This is a genomic window from Gordonia sp. G4, assembly GCF_057770005.1.
In genome coordinates this window covers 3,827,513-3,844,267 of the sequence record NZ_CM173442.1, presented here as the reverse complement: position 1 = coordinate 3,844,267, position 16,755 = coordinate 3,827,513, and the positions used below count along the sequence as shown (strand labels likewise).

Here is a 16,755-nt window from a genome sequence, read left to right as displayed (position 1 = left end):
ATCACCGGCATCTCCGATGTGTCCGCGGTCAGCATGGGCGGTCTCGGAACCACCTGCGCGATCAGTTCCGGCGACCTCTACTGCTGGGGCTACGGTGTCGGACAGCCGGGCCAGAACGTGCCGCTCCCGACGAAGGTGACCGGCCTGTCACGGGTGTCGGCGGTGTCGGTCGGGTTGACGATCTGCGCGATCAGCGACGGCGACGCCTACTGCTGGCGCAACAACGCCAGCGGGCAGGTGGGTAACGGCAGCACCGGCTCGGTGGACGTGCCGACCCGCGTCGCCGGGTTGACGGACGTGACCGCTGTCTCCACCTCGCACACCACCAGCTGTGCGATCGCCGGCGGCTCCGCGTACTGCTGGGGCAACAACCGGGAAGGCCAGATCGGTGACGGCACCACGATCGACCGCCTGACCCCGACGCGGGTTCTCGGTCTCGATTCGCCGACGTCGATCAGTGCGAGCCTCTACTCGACATGTGCGGTGGCCGGCTCCGGCGGCGTGTTCTGCTGGGGCCAGAACACCAGCGGCCAGCTCGGCGACGGCACCGAGCAGAACCGGCGGACCCCGACCCGGATCGACGTCCGCGGGGCCACCGAGGTGTCGACCGCGGCGTACGGCGGATGCGCCGCCGCCGGCAGTTCCGCCTATTGCTGGGGTTCGCGCAGCGATCAGCCCGACAAGAGCCCGGACCGCGTCAACGGCCTGTCCGGGGTCACCGAGGTCACCACCGGGTCGGCGAACGTGTGCGCCGTCGCCGACGACGAGATGTACTGCTGGGGCCTCAACGGGAAGGGTCAGCTCGGCAACGGGACGACCACGACGAGCAGCGAACCGCAGCCCGTCCGGTTCCCCGCCTGACTCCTGGTCGGCCTGACCTCTCAGTTGTCGGGAAGGGTGAGGACCTCGGCTCCGTCGTCGGTGACGACGAGGGTGTGCTCGAACTGCGCGGTCCACCGGCGGTCGGCGGTCACGACGGTCCAGCCGTCGTCCCACATCTCCCATGGCAGCGCGCCGAGGTTGATCATCGGCTCGATGGTGAACACCATCCCCGGTTCGAGGACCGTGTCGACGTTCGGCTCGTCGTAGTGCAGCACGATCAGCCCGTTGTGAAAAGTCTCACCGATGCCGTGGCCGGTGAAATCGCGCACGACCGTGTAGCCGAAACGATTTGCGTAGGACTCGATGACCCGTCCGACGACATTCAGCTCGCGGCCCGGCTTCACGGCCTTGATGGCCCGTTCGGTCGCGATCCGGGTCCGTTCGACGAGATCGACGGCCTCCTGGTCGACGTCGCCGGCGAGGAAGGTCGCGTTGGTGTCACCGTGCACACCGTGGATGTAGGCGGTGACGTCGATGTTGACGATGTCCCCGTCCTCGATCACGGTCGAGTCCGGGATGCCGTGGCAGATGACCTCGTTGAGCGACGTGCAGCACGACTTCGGGAAGTCCTTGTAGCCCAAGGTCGACGGGTACGCGCCGTGATCGATCATGTACTCGTGCGCGATCGCGTCGAGTTCATCGGTGGTCACGCCCGGGGCGACGGCCTTGCCCGCCTCGGCGAGCGCGTTGGCCGCGATCTTGCTCGCGATGCGCATCTTCTCGATGGTCTCGGCCGTCTGCACCCAGGGTTCGTGCCCTTCGTCGACCGTCGGCTTCCACACGTACTCGGGACGTTCGATGGAGTCGGGCACGGACCGGATGGGCGACACGATCCCCGGCGTGAGGGCACTACGAACTGGCATGCGTCCAGACTATCGCTGCCCGTCGCGCCGAGGCCCGTGGGCGGACCACGGACCGATCGCCATTAAGCTCGCCGGGAGGAGCCGACGGCGGCGTCGGGCCGACGATGGAGGTGGTGACGCGGTGCGGACCAGGGGGTTGCGGGCGGCGCTCGTGATGGTGCTGACCGTCCTGAGCCTGTCGGCATGCTTCGTCACCCCGATCGAGCAGGACCGGCACTCGCCGGGTGCGTCGCTGCGCTCCGGTCCGCAGACCGCCACACTCGCGGAGTCCGACGTCACCCCCGTCGTCGAGAATCCCGCCCCTCGGCTGCCCGCCACCGTCGACTCACTCCGGTACGGCGACGTGACCGTCGGCGACGCCGACCGGATCATCGCCGTCGACATCAACGGGACCCTCGGCAACATCGTGTACGCCCTCGGACTCGGGTCCCGCGTGGTGGGGCGCGACACATCCACCGCCTTTCCCTCGGCGAGGTCGCTGCCGGTGGTCACCAACCGCGGACACAGCCTCAACGCGGAATCCGTTCTCGCACTCGACCCGAGCGTGCTGCTCGTCAGCGAGTCGACCGTGCCGACCACCGCGGTCGACCAGATCCGCGACTCCGGGGTCGCCGTTGTGGTCTTCCCGGCCGCCCGCGATCTCGAGTCGAACGACACCCTGATGCGCTCGGTCGCCGCCGCGCTCGGTGTCCCCGACGCGGGCGAGAAGCTCGTCGCCCGGACCGACGCCCAGATCGAGGAAGCGCGCGAACTGGTGCCGGACCCGTCCGGAGATCCCACGATGGCGTTCCTCTACATCCGTGGACGCAACCTGCTGCTGCTGGCCGGGCCCGGATCGGGCGCCGACGACCTGATCGAGGCGCTCGGCGGCCGGGATGCCGGTGCGGCTGCCGATCTCACCGGCGCGTTCACCGCGATCAGCGCCGAGGCCATGATCACCGCCGACCCGGACGTCATCCTCGTGATGACCCAGGGCGCGGCGACGGTCGGCGGACCCGCTGGGGTCCTGACGTTGCCGGGTGTGGCCGACACCGAAGCCGGCCGCAACTCACGGGTCGTCCAGATGGACGAGACCCAGATCCTGGCGTTCGGACCCGAGGTCGGACTCGTGCTCGGCGCCCTCGCGAGGTCGATCTACGCATGACCGACCCGGCACCCACCCGGACGACGACAGCGCCGGCGACCGAACCGACCACCGCGTCGACGGCCTTCCCCTCCCCCGGTGACACACCGCATCGGGTCCGCGACCTCACCGTGGTCACCGTGATGCTGGTCGCCACCGTCGTACTCGTCATCGTGTCGGCCGGCACCGGCAAGGTGTCGGTACCGCCGCTCGAGGTACTCGGCAGCATCGCCCACCACTTCCACCTCGACCTGGGACCGCTTCCGTCACACCCGAACGGCGAGGGCGCGCTGTGGAATGTGCGATTCCCCCGCATCGTGCTCGGACTGTTCGTCGGCGCCGCACTCGGTGCCGCGGGCTGCCTTCTCCAGGGTGTGCTCGCGAATCCGTTGGCCGAGCCGGGCATCATCGGCGTCTCCTCGGGCGCCGCGGTCGGCGCCTGCCTGATGATCGTGCTGGCCGGAGGGACCGCCGGAGTCGGTGGCGCCGCGGGCAATTGGGCTCTCGCCGGTGCCGCGTTCGTGTTCGGTCTGATCACGGCGGCGGCGGTGTACCTGTTGTCCCTCCGGGACGGCTCGTCGTCGGCGATCATGCTCGTGCTCACCGGCATCGCCGTCAACGCGTTCGCCGCCGGGATCATCGCGTTCCTGACCTTCGTCGCGACCACCGCCGCCCGCGAGCAGATCATCTTCTGGCAGCTCGGCTCGCTCGCCGGACGCACCTGGAGCGAGATCTGGGTCGTGGCACCACTCGTCGTCGCGGGTGTCGCCGCCTGCCTGTTCCTCGTCCACAAGCTCGACCTGCTGGCCCTCGGCGACATCCAGGCCGCCTCCCTCGGCGTGAACGTCGAAGCCGTCCGTCGCCAGGCGATCGTCCTGACCGCGGTGTTGACCGCCGCCGCGGTCGCCTTCGCGGGGATCATCGCCTTCGTCGGCCTCGTGGTACCCCACGTGATGCGCCTCATCGTCGGACCGCGCCACGCGATCCTGCTGCCCACCAGCGTCATCGGCGGGGCCCTGGTCATCACCGCCGCCGACCTCGCCGCCCGGACGATGCTCGGTGACGCCGACCTCCCGCTCGGCATGTTCACGTCGCTGATCGGCGGTCCGGTGTTCTTCATCCTGCTGCGTCGCAGCCGTCATGCGGGTGCCGGATGGTGACCGCCGAGACCCCGGCCACGACGGTCCTGGGCATCCGCGCAGAGGATGTCTCGGTCGTCCTCGGCGGGCGCGAGGTGGTCCGCGGGGTGTCCCTCGACGTCGGGCCGGGTGAACTCGTCGCCCTGGTCGGACCCAACGGATGTGGCAAGTCGACGCTGCTGTCGGCGCTGTCGGGCACCCGCACGCCACAGCGGGGACACATCGAGGTCGACGGGCGCGACGTCACGTCGACCTCGATGCGCGAACTCGCGCGCCACCGCTCCCTGGTGACGCAGCAGAACCGGGTCGACACGCCCTTCACCGTGGCCCAGGTCGTCGCGATGGGCCGGTACCCGTGGCTGCGGACACCGCGCGCCGCCGACTCCCCCGCCGTGATCGCCGACGCGATGGCGCTGTGTGAACTCGGCGACATCGCCGACCGCCCGTTCGGACAGCTCTCCGGCGGCCAGCAGGCACGCGTCTCCCTGGCTCGCGCACTCGCCCAGGACACTCCCGTGATGATGCTCGACGAGCCGACCGCGGCCCTCGACATCCACCACCAGGAGCAGGTGCTCGACATCCTGCGCATCCATCGCGACGCGGGCAACGCGGTGCTGCTGGTGGTGCACGACCTGACTCTCGCGGCGGCCTACGCCGACCGGGTGGCCGTGATGAAGGACGGCCGGTTGCTGGCGAGCGGACCGACGTCCGAGGTGATGACCGTCGACCTGCTCAGCCGCACCTACGATCACCCCGTCGAGGTCATCGAGCACGCCGGTCGACGGGTGGTCCTGCCCGTCAGGGCAGAGGGCGCACCGCGTACCCCGGTCCGAGACCACCGAAGAAGTCGCGGGTGACGGCCACCGCGTTGTTCGAGTCCCCGCCACCCACGACGAGGGTCGCGAAGGCGATGTCGCCGCGGTAGCCGGCGAACCAGGCGTGTGACCCGCCGGCGAACTCCGCCTCACCTGTCTTGCCGAACACCGCTCCCTGCCCGTCGATCACCGATGCCGTACCGCTCGTGATCACGGCCCGCATCATCGGGCGGAGCTGGTCGTAGACCTCGGGCGCCATGGTCGGCGTCGGCCCCTCGACCTTCGTGGGCTTGTCCAGGATGAGTTGCGGCACCGGCGCCTTGGTGCCGTTCGCGACGGTCGCTGCCACGAGCGCGAGGCCCAGCGGCGAGACGAGCACCTTGCCCTGTCCGAAGCCGTCCTCACTGCGGGCGACGAGTTCGTTCTCGATCGGCACCGACCCGGACACGGCGTCGAGGCCGGCGATCTCGTACTGCTGTCCGATGCCCATCGCAGCCGCGGCGTGCGCGAGGTCCGACGGACCCATCTGGCTGGCGAGCTTGGCGAACGTGGTGTTGCACGACTGCGCGAACGCTCGCAGCATCGACACGGTGCCGAGCGAGAAACCGTCGTAGTTCGGGATCAGGCGCGGCCCGATCTGGATCGCACCGGGACATCCGACGGGGGTGTCGGGGGTGGCCATGCGTCGGCTGATCGCGGCCGCGGCGGTCACCATCTTGAACGTCGAGCCGGGCGGGTACAGACCGGTCGTCGCGATGGGACCCTGCCGGTCGGCGGCGGGATTCTGCGCAACCGCGAGGATCCGTCCGGTGGACGGTTGCACGGCCACGAGCGCGATCTGAAAACGGTTGGTGGCATTGACCGCTCGCTGGGCCGCGTTCTGCACCGTCCGGGACAGGCTCAGCGAGACCGCCGGCGCGGGGTCGGGGTCGTGATCGGCGAGCACGTCGGCGTCGAGGCCGTTGGGATTGACCGTGACCACGCGCCAGCCCGCGCGTCCCGACACCTCGGAGTCGACGACCTTCTTGACCTCGGTCAGCAGTGCGGGCGCGAATCTCGGGTCCTCGGGGACCAGTTCCGCCTGTTCATTGGTCACCACGCCGGGGATCGCCAGCTGGTCGCGCAGTCGGTCGAACTGCTCGTGCGAGAGCCGGGCGAGCGGGTACTGCTGCCGGTTGGCGGTGACCTGTTCGGTGATCGTCTGCTCGTCGAGCGACGGGCTGAACCGGCGCAGCACCGCCACCGCGGCGGTCACCGACTCGGCGATCGACGCTCCTTGTTCGGCGGCGGCGACCGGGTCGAAGTTGACGCCGACGACGCTGCCGTTGACCATCACCTCCGAGCCGTCGGCCTCGTTGACCGTGGCGCGCGGCGCCTCGACGATCTGGAGCGAGAGCCGTTGGTCCGCACCGAGTTTCGGATGGATGTTCGTCGACGCCCAGCGCACCGCCCAGCCGTCGTCGGAGCGGCCCATCCGCAGGGTGGCGTCATAGGTCCAGTCGCGACCCCGCGGCAGCGCCCACTGGTAGTCGACGTCCACCTCGGCGGTGTCGCCGGTGACGCGAACCCGGCCGGCCTGCGACTCGAGCGCCTCGGCACCCAGACCGGCCCAGGCCGACTCCATCGCGGACTCCGCAACGCCGGGGGCGTCGGTCAGTGCGGCCGCGGAGGCGACCTCACGGTCGGCATAGGCCTGGAGGAAGCGTTCGGCGGCGCGGCGCGGGCCGTCGTCCTCGGAGGCCGAACAGCCGACCGTGGCCACCGTCACGGCAGCACACAGCGCGACGATCACCGCCGGGGTCCATCGAGTTCGCATGCGCCACATCGAGGTCGAGTCTAGGGTGGCGCGGTCGGATTCCCGCGACGCCACGCGGCAGGGCGGTCAGTCGACGAGGACGGTCGCGAAGGTGCCGACCTCGGTGAATCCGATGCGCTCGTACACTGCCCGCGCGGTGACGTTGAAGCCGTTCACGTAGAGACTGGGGATACGCCCGTGCGCGGCGACGGCCTCCGCGACGGCGGCGGTGCCGCCCAGCCCGAGCCCCTCGCCACGACGGTCGGGAGCGACCCAGACACCCTGGATCTGGCCGACCCGGCGGGACAGCGAGCCGATCTCGGCCTTGAACACCACGTCGGGGCCGTCGAACCGCGCGAACACCCGCTGCGCGGTGATGAGCGAGGCGAGGCGACGCCGGTAGGACCGGCCGCCGTCGCCGGCCGTCGGATCGACACCGACCTCGCCGATGAACATGTCGATGGCCGCGGGCATGTACGCGTCCAGGTCGTCGAGGGTCACCAGCCGCACCAGGGGGTCGGCGGGTACCGCCGAGCAGGTGGTGAGGGCGAGCAGCGGCTGCACCGGTCTGACCTCTCGCGCCGGACCCCACACCGGCTCGATCTGGTCCCACATCTGCAACACGAGTTCGGCGCGGCCGACGATCGACGAACACGCCCGCGGCGCGGCGACGGCGCGGTCGGAGAAGTAGTCGAGATCGCCCGGCGACCCGACGAGCGGGATCAGATTCGCGCCGGAGAAACAGAGCGACGACGCCGGATTGTGCGCCGTCCACAGCTCACCGCCGAGGAGGCGGGGGTTGATCCCGTGGGTCTCGAATCGGGCCGCCACCATGCACATCGCCACCGGGTCGGAGGTGAGGACACGTTCGACGGCAGCCGCATCACGAGCGCCGAGCGGCTTGTCGCCCAGTAGCTTCAGCAACGCCGCTCCTCCTCTCCGGGTTTCCGCCGACCTACGAAACGGTCACCACGGGCGCGCCCACAGTTGTACCGTCTCCAGTTTCTCCTGATTCCTCGGCGATCCGCAGCGCTTCTTCGATCAAGGTCTCCACGATCTGCGCCTCGGGGACGGTCTTGATGACCTCACCCTTGACGAAGATCTGACCCTTGCCGTTGCCGGATGCGACGCCAAGGTCGGCTTCCCGGGCTTCGCCGGGACCGTTGACGACGCACCCCATCACGGCGACGCGCAGCGGTACCTCCATGCCCTCGAGTCCCGCGGTGACCTCGTCGGCGAGTTTGTACACGTCGACCTGGGCGCGTCCGCACGACGGGCAGGAGACGATCTCGAGTTTGCGGGGGCGGAGGTTCAGCGACTGCAGGATCTGATCGCCGACCTTGATCTCCTCGGCCGGCGGTGCCGACAGCGACACTCGGATGGTGTCGCCGATGCCCTCGCTGAGGAGCGCACCGAACGCCACCGCGGACTTGATCGTGCCCTGGAACGACGGCCCGGCCTCGGTGACGCCGAGGTGCAGCGGGTAGTCACAGGCGGCGGCGAGCTGGCGGTAGGCCTCCACCATGATCACCGGGTCGTTGTGTTTCACCGAGATCTTGATGTCGCCGAAGCCGTGTTCCTCGAACAGCCCGGCCTCCCAGAGCGCCGACTCGACGAGGGCCTCGGGGGTCGCCTTGCCGTACTTCTGCAGGATGCGCTTGTCGAGCGACCCGGCGTTGACACCGATCCGGATCGGGATGCCGGCATCACCGGCCGCCTTGGCGACCTCCTTCACCCGACCGTCGAACTCCTTGATGTTGCCCGGGTTGACACGCACCGCGGCACACCCGGCGTCGATCGCGGCGAAGATGTACTTCGGCTGGAAGTGGATGTCGGCGATCACCGGGATCTTGGACTTCTTGGCGATGATCGGCAGCGCTTCGGCGTCCTCGGGACGGGGGCACGCGACGCGCACGATGTCGCATCCCGAGGCGGTCAGCTCGGCGATCTGCTGGAGCGTGGCGTTGATGTCGTGGGTCTTGGTCGTCGTCATCGACTGCACCGAGATCGGGTGGTCGCTGCCGACGCCGACCGAGCCGACGAAGAACTGCCGGGTCTTTCGCCGCGGGGCGAGCACCGGGGGTGGCCCGGCGGGCATGCCGAGTCCGATCGGCACGGGGTTCGCGGGAGTCGGGGCGTTCATCTCGTTCACCTCTGGGGAATCGGAGTGTCGGTGTGGTCGGGCGGGGTCACAGGGTGTTCGTCGTGCGGGCTCACGCCGGATGTGTTCACCAGGGATTGATCGGGTTGACGATGTCGGCGGTGAGCGTGAGCACCATGAAGCCGGCCATCACCACGACCGCCGCGTAGGTGATCGGGAGCAGCTTGTAGTAGTCGATGGCACCGCCGGGGGCGCGGCCGAACCAGCGCCGCACGGTGTCGCGCCCCTTCTCGTAGCCGACGATCGCCATGTGCCCGCCGTCGAGCGGGAGCAACGGCACCAGGTTGAACAGCCCCAGGAAGAAGTTGATGCTGATCAGGAGCATCCAGAACATGTCCCACAGACCGCGCTCGACGGCCTGGCCGCCGAGCACCGACGCGCCGTAGACGCTGACCGGGGTGTCGAGTGCGCGTTCCCCGCCGGTGACCGCCGTCCACAGGTCACCGATCTTCGACGGCAGCGACAGCAGTGCGTTCCAGGTCTCGACGATGAGGTCACCGGTGAAGGCGAACGCGCCGGGCACGATGTCGATCACGCCGTACTGGATCATCCCCGGCGGGACGTCGTAGGCGATTCCGACCATGTTGTAGGTCTGGGTCTCCGTCGTGCCGTCCGACTTGTTCACGGTGACAGTGGTCGGCTCGGGCGTCATGGTCAGGTCGAGTCGCTGCCCATCACGGTCGACGGTCAGCGCGACCGGTCCGGTCGACTCGCGGATCACCGGGGTCAGGTCCGACGCCTGGCCGACCGGCTGACCGTTGATGGCGACGATGTCGTCGCCGGGTAAGAGGCCGGCGGCGCCGGCTGGCCCGGACCCCGCGCACGGTGCGCTCGTCTGTTTGCCGTCGACGACCGTACTGGTCGGCGCCACGCAATCAGTTTCGGCGACCCGCGCGGGCACCGGCGGCGGACTGAGGTCGGGCAACCCGAAACTCAGTCCGACGATGATGATCAGCACGAAACCGAGGATGAAGTTCTGGGCCGGTCCGGCGAACAGCACGACGAGGCGTTTCCACGCCTTCTGCTTGTACATCGCCCGGTCTTTCTCGTCCCAGGCGAGTTCTTCGTGCGGGGTCATCCCCGCGATGTCGCAGAAGCCGCCCAGCGGCAGCGCCTTGATCCCGTATTCGGTCTCGCCTCGACGGGTGGACCAGATCGTGGGACCGAAGCCGACGAAGTACCGTCGGACCTTCATGCCCGTCGCCTGCGCGGCCCACATGTGACCACACTCATGCCAGGCGACCGACAGCAACAGCGCCACGGCAAACAGCGTCACGCCGATCGCGAAACTCACGTACCTACTCCATCCGGATCACGGGGCGTACCCGCTCACGAGGGCCGCCGATCAGAAGGATGCGGCCGCGACCAGCTGCGCAGCGCTATCCCGGGCCCACCGATCGGCGGCGAAGACCTCTTCCACAGTACCTGGCGTCCGGGCCCACTGATCGGCCTCGCCGAGCACCTCCTCGATGACCTCGACGATGCGCGGGAAGCGGATCGCGCCCGCGAAGAACCCGGCCGCGGCGGCCTCGTTGGCCGCGTTGTAGACGGCGGTCAGGCTGCCCCCCGCGCTTCCCGCGCGCCGCGCCAGCTCGATCGCCGGGAACACTGTGTCGTCGACGGGCTCGAACGTCCACGACGACGCGGTCGAGAAGTCGCATGCGGCCGACGAACCGGGCACCCGGTCCGGCCATCCCAGGGCCAGCGCGATGGGCAGTTTCATCGACGGCGGCGAGGCCTTGGCCACGGTCGCGCCGTCGACGAAGGTCACCATCGAGTGCACGATCGACTGCGGGTGGACGGTGACGTCGATGTGGTCGTAGTCGACGCCGAACAGCAGATGCGCCTCGATGACCTCGAGCGCCTTGTTGACCAGGGTCGCCGAGTTGAGCGTGATCATCGGACCCATCGACCACGTGGGATGGTGGCCGGCCTGCTCGGGGGTGACGTCCTCGAGTTGCGCGCGGGTCCACCCCCGGAACGGGCCACCCGAGGCGGTGAGGACCAGCCGGTCGACCTCGGCTGCCGTCCCGGCGCGCAGGCACTGCGCGATGGCGGAGTGCTCGGAGTCGACCGGCACGATCTGCCCGGCCGCGGCAGCGTCGAGGACGAGTGCGCCTCCGGCGACGAGCGACTCCTTGTTGGCCAGCGCGAGCCGGGCACCCGATCGGAGTGCGGTGAGACTGGGCGCGAGTCCGATCGACCCGACGACCGCGTTGAGGATCACATCCACCCCGGTGTCCGCGACGACCGCGTCGATCAGGTCGCACATGGCGTCGGGCCCGCCGAGCACCCGGCCGCCGAGCCGTTCGGAGAGTTCCGGTGCCCGCGCGGCATCCGCGACGGCGATCCGCGCGGCCGGGACGCCGAACGCGGCGGCCTGTTCGGCGAGGAGGCCGGGGTGCGATCCGCCGGCGCCGAGGCCGACCACCTCGAAGAGGTCCGGGTGCTCGGCGACCACCTCGAGCGCCTGGACGCCGATGGAGCCGGTGGAACCGAGGATCAGCACACGTGTGGGCACGCACCCATTCTGGACCATCCCGATTCGGCGGACGCAGTCGCCGGTGGACCGGACAGACCCGCGGGCGCGGTGTGCCGCTATGCTGCTCGGAGAACTACTACCGATCGTCAGACATCTGACGTCCGCGCTGTGAGGAGTGGCTGTGGCAAGCACCGATGTGGAGCACACTGTGGGGCATGGCGAAGGAGGCCACGTCGAGGTCATCGACACCGGCTGGCGCCGCGAGCCCGCCGATGCCCCGTCCGCCCGGTTCGGCTGGCACGGTGCGGCGACCAAGACCTTCTACGGTGCGGCCATCTTCTTCGCGCTGTTCCTGCTCGCGATGATCATCGGCAACCACACCGGCCACATCGAGGACCTGTACCTCATCGCCTTCGCCGTGGGAACGCTGTTCTTCGCGGTCCGCGGCTGGTGGATGAACCGCGGAAAGTGGTCCTGACCGCCACGACACCAGATCCACGAGAAACGCCGAGCGGTGATCCGCTCGGCGTTTTCTCGTTCTGCCTCGTCGTGCCTCAGCGCTCTTCGGCTGCCAGCTGTCCGCAGGCGGCGGCGATCTCCTGACCGCGCGTGTCGCGGACGGTGCACGAGACTCCCTGTTCGCGGACCCGCCGGACGAACTCGCGTTCGACCGGTTTGGGACTGGCGTCCCATTCCGAGCCCGGCGTCGGATTCAGCGGGATGAGGTTCACGTGCACCAGTGACCCGAGGGCGCGGTGCAGCTTCTGCCCCAGCAGGTCGGCTCGCCAGGGCTGGTCGTTGACGTCTCGGATGAGGGCGTACTCGATCGAGACGCGTCGTCCGGTGGTGTCGGCGTAGTAGCGGGCCGCCTCGAGCACCTCGTCGACCGACCATCGGTTGTTCACCGGGACGAGGGTGTCGCGCAGCTCGTCGTCGGGCGTGTGGAGCGAGACGGCGAGGGTGACCGCGAGGCCCTCGTCGGCGAGACGACGGATCGACGGCGCGAGGCCGACGGTCGACACGGTCACCGAGCGTGCCGAGATCCCGAGACCGTCCGGCGCGGGCGAGGTGATCTGCCGGACTGCGTTCACCACGCGCTTGTAGTTGGCCAGCGGCTCGCCCATGCCCATGAACACGACGTTCGACAGGCGCCCGGGTTCGCCGAGTTCGCCGTCACGCAGCGCACGAGCCGCGGCACGGACCTGGTCGACGATCTCGGCGGTCGACAGGTTGCGATCGAGCCCGCCCTGTCCGGTCGCGCAGAACGGGCAGGCCATGCCGCATCCGGCCTGGCTCGAGATACACAGGGTGTTCCGCTCGGTGTAGCGCATGAGAACGCTCTCGAGGAGGGTGCCGTCGTGCAGACGCCACAGCGTCTTGCGGGTGGAGTCGTCGTCGCAGGAGATGTGCCGGACCGGGGTGAGCAGCTGCGGGAAGAGCTTGTCCCGCACCACTTCGCGAGAGGCTGCGGGCAGGTCGGTCATCTCGTCGACGTTGCCGTTGAGACGCGCGTAGTACTGACGGGCCAGCTGATCGGCCCGGAACTTCGGCAGCCCCAGCTCGGCCAGCGCCGCGACGCGACCGGCGGCGTCGAGGTCGGCGAAGTGTGTCGGCGGACGCCCGCGTCGGGGCGCGTCGAACACAAGTGGCAATGAGGTCATTTCGTCATTGTCGCATGTCATGATGAAGCGATGACGACACCCGAGGACCGACGGCACACGGGTTCGGTACCTGCGTGGGGCGAACAGCCCGCCGGGGCACCAGTACCGGCGACCGGCCACCCGCACACACCTGATCAGCACTCCCCCGACCCCGACCACCGCGATCGCCTCCGACGCACGGTCGCCGATGTGGAGCACACGCGGACCCGGGCGACCTGGTTCGGCGTGGTGATCGGTGCGATCATCCTCGTCCTGCTCCTGGTCTTCATCGTGCAGAACCTCGACTCGCAGGAGATCGAGCTGCTGTTCTGGGAAGTGAATCTGCCGCTCGGGGTGAGCCTGCTCATCGCGGCCATCGCCGGCGCGCTGATCGTGGCGCTCGTGGGCGGTCTGCGGATGCTGCAGCTGCGGCGTGCGCTGAAGAAGGCCGCGAAGTAGCGCGGACGCCGGCGCCCTTTGCCCGCGGGTCAGAGCAGTGCGGTCAGCACGACCCACACCACGAACGCCGACGGCAGCAGGCTGTCGAGGCGGTCCATGATGCCGCCGTGCCCGGGCAGCAGTGTGCCCATGTCCTTGATGCCGAGATCGCGCTTCACCTGCGATTCGACGAGATCACCCAGGGTCGCGCAGACCACCAGGACCGGTCCCAGGATGATGCCGATCCACCAGTGGCTCTCCAGCAGATACACCACGCAACCGACGGCGCCGACGGTGCCGACGACGAGGGAGCCCACCATGCCTTCCCAGGACTTCTTCGGGCTGATCGCCGGTGCCATCGGGTGCTTGCCGAACATCACGCCCGCGGCATAGCCGCCGACGTCGGAGCACACCACGACGACCATCAGCGTGGCCACCCGCGCGGCGCCGTCGTCCTGCACCACGAGGTGCGCGCCGAACGAGGCGAGCAGCGGCAGCCACGCCAGGACGAACACGGTGACCGCGAGGTCGCGCAGGTAGTCGACCGGCGCATTGTTGATGCCTTGCCCGAGGAGCTTCCACACCATGGACACCAGGACCGTCGCCACGAAGGCGACGAGCGCGCCGGTCGGACCCCAGGGCCAGCTCGCCCAGATGATGGCCTGCCCGCCGATGAGAAGCGGCCAGAGCGCCACCGCGTATCCACCGGTCCGGAGGCGTTTGACGACCTCCCAGGTGGCGATCGCGAAGGCGACCGCCACGAGGCCGTACCAGACCTTCGGTACGAAGATCAGGATCGCGATGATGCTGATGCCGAGCGTGCCGCCGACCGCGATGGCGGCCGGCAGATCGCGCCCCGCGCGCGACTTCTTCTCACCGCCTCGTTGCGGAACCTCGTTCACACCTCGAGCAATTCGTCTTCTTTGTGCTTCACCAGCTCGTCGATCTGATGCACATAGGTCGCCGTGGTCTTGTCCAGTTCCTTCTCGGCGCGGGTGACCTCGTCTTCGCCGGCCTCGCCGTCCTTCTGGATGCGCTTGAGTTCGTCGGCCGCCTTGCGACGCACGTTGCGGATCGCGACCTTCGCGTCCTCACCCTTGCCCTTGGCCTGCTTGACGAGCTCGCGGCGCCGCTCCTCGGTGAGCTGCGGGACGGCGACCCGGATGATCGTGCCGTCGTTGGTCGGATTGACCCCGAGGTCGGAGTTGCGGATCGCGGTCTCGATGTCACGCAGCGTCGACGCCTCGTACGGCTTGATCACGACGAGGCGCGGTTCGGGCGTGTTGATGCTCGCGACCTGCGTCACGGGGGTGATCGAGCCGTAGTACTCGATGTTGATCTTGTTGAACATGGACGGGTTGGCGCGCCCGGTCCGGATCGAACCCATGTCCTCCTTGGCGACGTTGACCGCCTTCTCCATCTTCTCCTCGGCGTCGAGCAACGCGTCGTCGATCATGTTCGTCCTTGTTCCGTTCAGTCGGTGTTCTCGTCGATCTCAGGGTCAGGCGTCGGGTTCAGGTGCTGACCAGGGTGCCGATGCGGTCGCCTGCGACTGCACGGGCGATATTGCCCTGTTGGAGCAAATTGAACACCAAGATCGGCATCTTGTTGTCCATACACAGGCTGAAGGCCGTCGCGTCGGCGACCTTGAGCTCCTTGTCGAGCACCTCGCGGTGGGTGATCTCGGTGAACATCGTGGCGTCGGGGTTGGTGCGCGGGTCGGCGTCGTACACACCGTCGACCGCCTTGGCCATCAGGACCACTTCGGCCTTGATCTCCAGCGCTCGCTGGGCGGCGGTGGTGTCGGTGGAGAAGTACGGCATCCCCATGCCCGCGCCGAAGATCACCACGCGCCCCTTCTCCAGGTGCCGCTGTGCACGCAGCGGCAGGTACGGCTCGGCCACCTGTCCCATCGTGATGGCGGTCTGCACGCGGGTCGAGATCCCGCGCTTCTCCAGGAAGTCCTGCAGCGCAAGGCAGTTCATGACCGTTCCGAGCATGCCCATGTAGTCCGAGCGGCTTCGGTCGAGGCCTCGTTGCTGCAGTTCGGCGCCGCGGAAGAAGTTCCCGCCGCCGATCACCACGGCGACCTGGACACCGGAATTGACGACGTCGGCGATCTGGTCGGCGACGGTGCCCACCACGTCGGGATCGAGCCCGACCTCTCCTCCACCGAACATCTCGCCGCCCAACTTCAGCAAGACCCTACGGAATCCATCCCGCCGGATGGGGTCGGACGCTTCACTCATCGGCTTCCTCACTCGTCGGTTCGGTGAACTATCGTACGTCTTCACCGGAATCGACCCGCGACACGCGTCGTGCGCGCCGCGGGAGAGTTCACCCGCGCAGTGCCGCCTCGAACTGCGGCCAGGCACGATGCAGTTCGTCCTGCCAGTACGGCCACGCGTGGGTGCCGCCTTCATAGAGGTGGAACGTCGCCGGGACACCGATGTCGCGCATCCGGCGCCGGAGGTTCCGCGTGCACTGCGCCGTGGCCGTCTCGATCACCGCCCCGACCGCGATCTGGTCGAACAGCTTGGAGCCGTTGCCGTCGATACCGGGACCGTCCAGGGTGTCGTATCGGCCCGGCATCCCGGACCCGTTCGACACGTAGATCGACGTCCCCCGGAACTCCTCGGCATGCAGGTACGGGTCGTTGGCACGCCAGGCGGGATCGTCGGGCGGTCCCCACATGTTCAGGGTGTTCCCGCCGCCGCGACCCTCGACGACCATCCGGACGACGGCCTGACCGAGCGGATCGCTGGTCTGGGCACAGCCGCTGAACGAGCCGAGTGCCTGGTACACGGACGGTGCGTGAAGGGCCAACTGGAACACCGACGTGCCCGCCATCGAGATCCCGGCGATCGCGTTGCGTCCGGTGCCGTCGAAGCGCTCGTCGATCGTTGCCGGCAGCTCCTCGGTGAGGAAGGTCGCCCATTTCTGCCTCCCCAGCACGGGGTCGGGTCGCTGCCAGTCGGTGAAGTAACTCGCCGCGCCGCCCATCGGGACGACGATGTTGACGTTCTCGTCGGCGAAGAACGTCCGGATGTCGGTCCGGTCGAACCAGCTGCTCCCTCCGTCGCCGCCCGCCGCTCCGTTGAGGAGGTAGAGCGTCGGCGCGGGCCCGGTTCCACGGGCGGGCCACACCTTGACCGGAACCACCCGGCGCATCGCGGCGGACCGGACGCCGACCTCGATCTCGCCTCCGCGCTGAACCGTCTCGGCGACGATGCGAGCGGGCGCGGGTGACGCGGCGGCGGGCACCACCATTCCGAGAGTCGAGACGACCAGCGCGGTCACGAGTACGGCCACCCGCATCGGCGAGTGCCTGCGCCACGCCCGATCCACGTCGGCAGACCCGTCGTCCATACCCCTCGCCTTCATCCGGGTGCGACCGGCGTCACACGCAACCACGGC

Annotated in this window: 17 protein-coding genes; 6 read left to right on the top strand and 11 right to left on the bottom strand. The window is 68.9% G+C overall.

What is annotated here, in order from left to right; translation table 11 throughout:
- Positions 1-117: 117 nt before the first annotated feature.
- Positions 118-861: an RCC1 domain-containing protein gene (locus AC3B5T_RS17245; RefSeq protein WP_488358784.1), complete on the top strand. Its 744-nt coding sequence runs from the start codon at positions 118-120 to the stop codon at positions 859-861.
- A gap of 20 nt (positions 862-881) precedes the next feature.
- Here AC3B5T_RS17245 and map read toward each other — a convergent pair whose 3' ends face one another.
- Positions 882-1,745, bottom strand: a complete 864-nt coding sequence (gene map / locus AC3B5T_RS17240; protein WP_010841474.1) for a type I methionyl aminopeptidase — start codon at positions 1,743-1,745, stop codon at positions 882-884.
- 121 nt (positions 1,746-1,866) lie between these two features.
- On the opposite strand from map, the gene AC3B5T_RS17235 reads away from it, so the two are divergent.
- Genes AC3B5T_RS17235 through AC3B5T_RS17225 form a run of 3 tightly spaced genes read left to right on the top strand, consistent with a single transcriptional unit; the run spans position 1,867 to position 4,864 of the window.
- Positions 1,867-2,889: a heme/hemin ABC transporter substrate-binding protein gene (locus tag AC3B5T_RS17235; protein WP_014926487.1), complete on the top strand. Its 1,023-nt coding sequence runs from the start codon at positions 1,867-1,869 to the stop codon at positions 2,887-2,889.
- Positions 2,886-4,028 carry a FecCD family ABC transporter permease gene (locus tag AC3B5T_RS17230; RefSeq protein ID WP_488357784.1) on the top strand — a complete coding sequence of 381 codons (1,143 nt, stop codon included), beginning with the start codon at positions 2,886-2,888 and terminating at the stop codon, positions 4,026-4,028. Before AC3B5T_RS17235 ends, AC3B5T_RS17230 begins: the two co-directional genes overlap by 4 nt.
- Positions 4,022-4,864, top strand: a complete 843-nt coding sequence (locus tag AC3B5T_RS17225) for a heme ABC transporter ATP-binding protein (RefSeq protein WP_488357782.1) — start codon at positions 4,022-4,024, stop codon at positions 4,862-4,864. The genes AC3B5T_RS17230 and AC3B5T_RS17225 overlap by 7 nt, the downstream gene beginning before the upstream one ends.
- On the opposite strand, the gene AC3B5T_RS17220 is transcribed toward AC3B5T_RS17225, so the two are convergent.
- The 5 genes from AC3B5T_RS17220 to dxr form a co-directional block, all read right to left on the bottom strand.
- Complete coding sequence (locus AC3B5T_RS17220; RefSeq protein WP_488357781.1) at positions 4,806-6,647, bottom strand: penicillin-binding transpeptidase domain-containing protein; 1,842 nt, start codon at positions 6,645-6,647, stop codon at positions 4,806-4,808. The two genes, AC3B5T_RS17225 and AC3B5T_RS17220, sit on opposite strands and share 59 nt — an antisense overlap.
- A 57-nt stretch (positions 6,648-6,704) precedes the next feature.
- Positions 6,705-7,541: a GNAT family N-acetyltransferase gene (locus AC3B5T_RS17215; RefSeq protein ID WP_010841479.1), complete on the bottom strand. Its 837-nt coding sequence runs from the start codon at positions 7,539-7,541 to the stop codon at positions 6,705-6,707.
- A gap of 31 nt (positions 7,542-7,572) precedes the next feature.
- Positions 7,573-8,760, bottom strand: coding sequence for a flavodoxin-dependent (E)-4-hydroxy-3-methylbut-2-enyl-diphosphate synthase (gene ispG, locus AC3B5T_RS17210; protein WP_488357780.1), 1,188 nt, complete (start codon positions 8,758-8,760; stop codon positions 7,573-7,575).
- 85 nt (positions 8,761-8,845) lie between these two features.
- Positions 8,846-10,072: a M50 family metallopeptidase gene (locus tag AC3B5T_RS17205; RefSeq protein WP_488357779.1), complete on the bottom strand. Its 1,227-nt coding sequence runs from the start codon at positions 10,070-10,072 to the stop codon at positions 8,846-8,848.
- Between the two features lie 51 nt (positions 10,073-10,123).
- A complete protein-coding gene (gene dxr / locus AC3B5T_RS17200) occupies positions 10,124-11,299 on the bottom strand; it encodes a 1-deoxy-D-xylulose-5-phosphate reductoisomerase (RefSeq protein ID WP_488357778.1) in 1,176 nt (391 codons plus the stop codon).
- Between the two features lie 142 nt (positions 11,300-11,441).
- Between dxr and AC3B5T_RS17195 the strand changes: the two genes are divergently transcribed.
- Positions 11,442-11,738 carry a DUF2631 domain-containing protein gene (locus tag AC3B5T_RS17195; RefSeq protein ID WP_014926479.1) on the top strand — a complete coding sequence of 99 codons (297 nt, stop codon included), beginning with the start codon at positions 11,442-11,444 and terminating at the stop codon, positions 11,736-11,738.
- Between the two features lie 76 nt (positions 11,739-11,814).
- Here AC3B5T_RS17195 and rlmN read toward each other — a convergent pair whose 3' ends face one another.
- Positions 11,815-12,921 carry a dual-specificity RNA methyltransferase RlmN gene (gene rlmN, locus AC3B5T_RS17190; RefSeq protein WP_488357777.1) on the bottom strand — a complete coding sequence of 369 codons (1,107 nt, stop codon included), beginning with the start codon at positions 12,919-12,921 and terminating at the stop codon, positions 11,815-11,817.
- A 30-nt stretch (positions 12,922-12,951) separates the two neighbouring features.
- On the opposite strand from rlmN, the gene AC3B5T_RS17185 reads away from it, so the two are divergent.
- Positions 12,952-13,359, top strand: a complete 408-nt coding sequence (locus AC3B5T_RS17185) for a LapA family protein (protein ID WP_010841485.1) — start codon at positions 12,952-12,954, stop codon at positions 13,357-13,359.
- A 29-nt stretch (positions 13,360-13,388) separates the two neighbouring features.
- Here AC3B5T_RS17185 and AC3B5T_RS17180 read toward each other — a convergent pair whose 3' ends face one another.
- The 4 genes from AC3B5T_RS17180 to AC3B5T_RS17165 form a co-directional block, all read right to left on the bottom strand.
- On the bottom strand, positions 13,389-14,240 hold the full coding sequence (locus AC3B5T_RS17180; RefSeq protein ID WP_014926477.1) for a phosphatidate cytidylyltransferase: 852 nt from the start codon (positions 14,238-14,240) through the stop codon (positions 13,389-13,391).
- A complete protein-coding gene (gene frr / locus AC3B5T_RS17175) occupies positions 14,237-14,794 on the bottom strand; it encodes a ribosome recycling factor (protein ID WP_010841487.1) in 558 nt (185 codons plus the stop codon). Before frr ends, AC3B5T_RS17180 begins: the two co-directional genes overlap by 4 nt.
- Positions 14,795-14,852: 58 nt before the next feature.
- Positions 14,853-15,587: a UMP kinase gene (gene pyrH / locus AC3B5T_RS17170; protein WP_010841488.1), complete on the bottom strand. Its 735-nt coding sequence runs from the start codon at positions 15,585-15,587 to the stop codon at positions 14,853-14,855.
- Between the two features lie 88 nt (positions 15,588-15,675).
- Positions 15,676-16,707: an alpha/beta hydrolase gene (locus AC3B5T_RS17165; RefSeq protein WP_488357775.1), complete on the bottom strand. Its 1,032-nt coding sequence runs from the start codon at positions 16,705-16,707 to the stop codon at positions 15,676-15,678.
- Positions 16,708-16,755: the final 48 nt, after the last annotated feature.

Bases quoted from the DNA above. Each gene is read 5' to 3' on its own strand.
- map (WP_010841474.1), bottom strand. From the start codon at position 1,745: ATGCCAGTTCGTAGTGCCCTCACGCCGGGGATCGTGTCGCCCATCCGG.
- AC3B5T_RS17230 (WP_488357784.1), top strand. From the start codon at position 2,886: ATGACCGACCCGGCACCCACCCGGACGACGACAGCGCCGGCGACCGAA.
- AC3B5T_RS17225 (WP_488357782.1), top strand. From the start codon at position 4,022: ATGGTGACCGCCGAGACCCCGGCCACGACGGTCCTGGGCATCCGCGCA.
- AC3B5T_RS17220 (WP_488357781.1), bottom strand. From the start codon at position 6,647: ATGTGGCGCATGCGAACTCGATGGACCCCGGCGGTGATCGTCGCGCTG.
- ispG (WP_488357780.1), bottom strand. From the start codon at position 8,760: ATGAACGCCCCGACTCCCGCGAACCCCGTGCCGATCGGACTCGGCATG.
- rlmN (WP_488357777.1), bottom strand. From the start codon at position 12,921: ATGACCTCATTGCCACTTGTGTTCGACGCGCCCCGACGCGGGCGTCCG.
- AC3B5T_RS17185 (WP_010841485.1), top strand. From the start codon at position 12,952: ATGACGACACCCGAGGACCGACGGCACACGGGTTCGGTACCTGCGTGG.
- frr (WP_010841487.1), bottom strand. From the start codon at position 14,794: ATGATCGACGACGCGTTGCTCGACGCCGAGGAGAAGATGGAGAAGGCG.
- pyrH (WP_010841488.1), bottom strand. From the start codon at position 15,587: ATGAGTGAAGCGTCCGACCCCATCCGGCGGGATGGATTCCGTAGGGTC.
- AC3B5T_RS17165 (WP_488357775.1), bottom strand. From the start codon at position 16,707: ATGGACGACGGGTCTGCCGACGTGGATCGGGCGTGGCGCAGGCACTCG.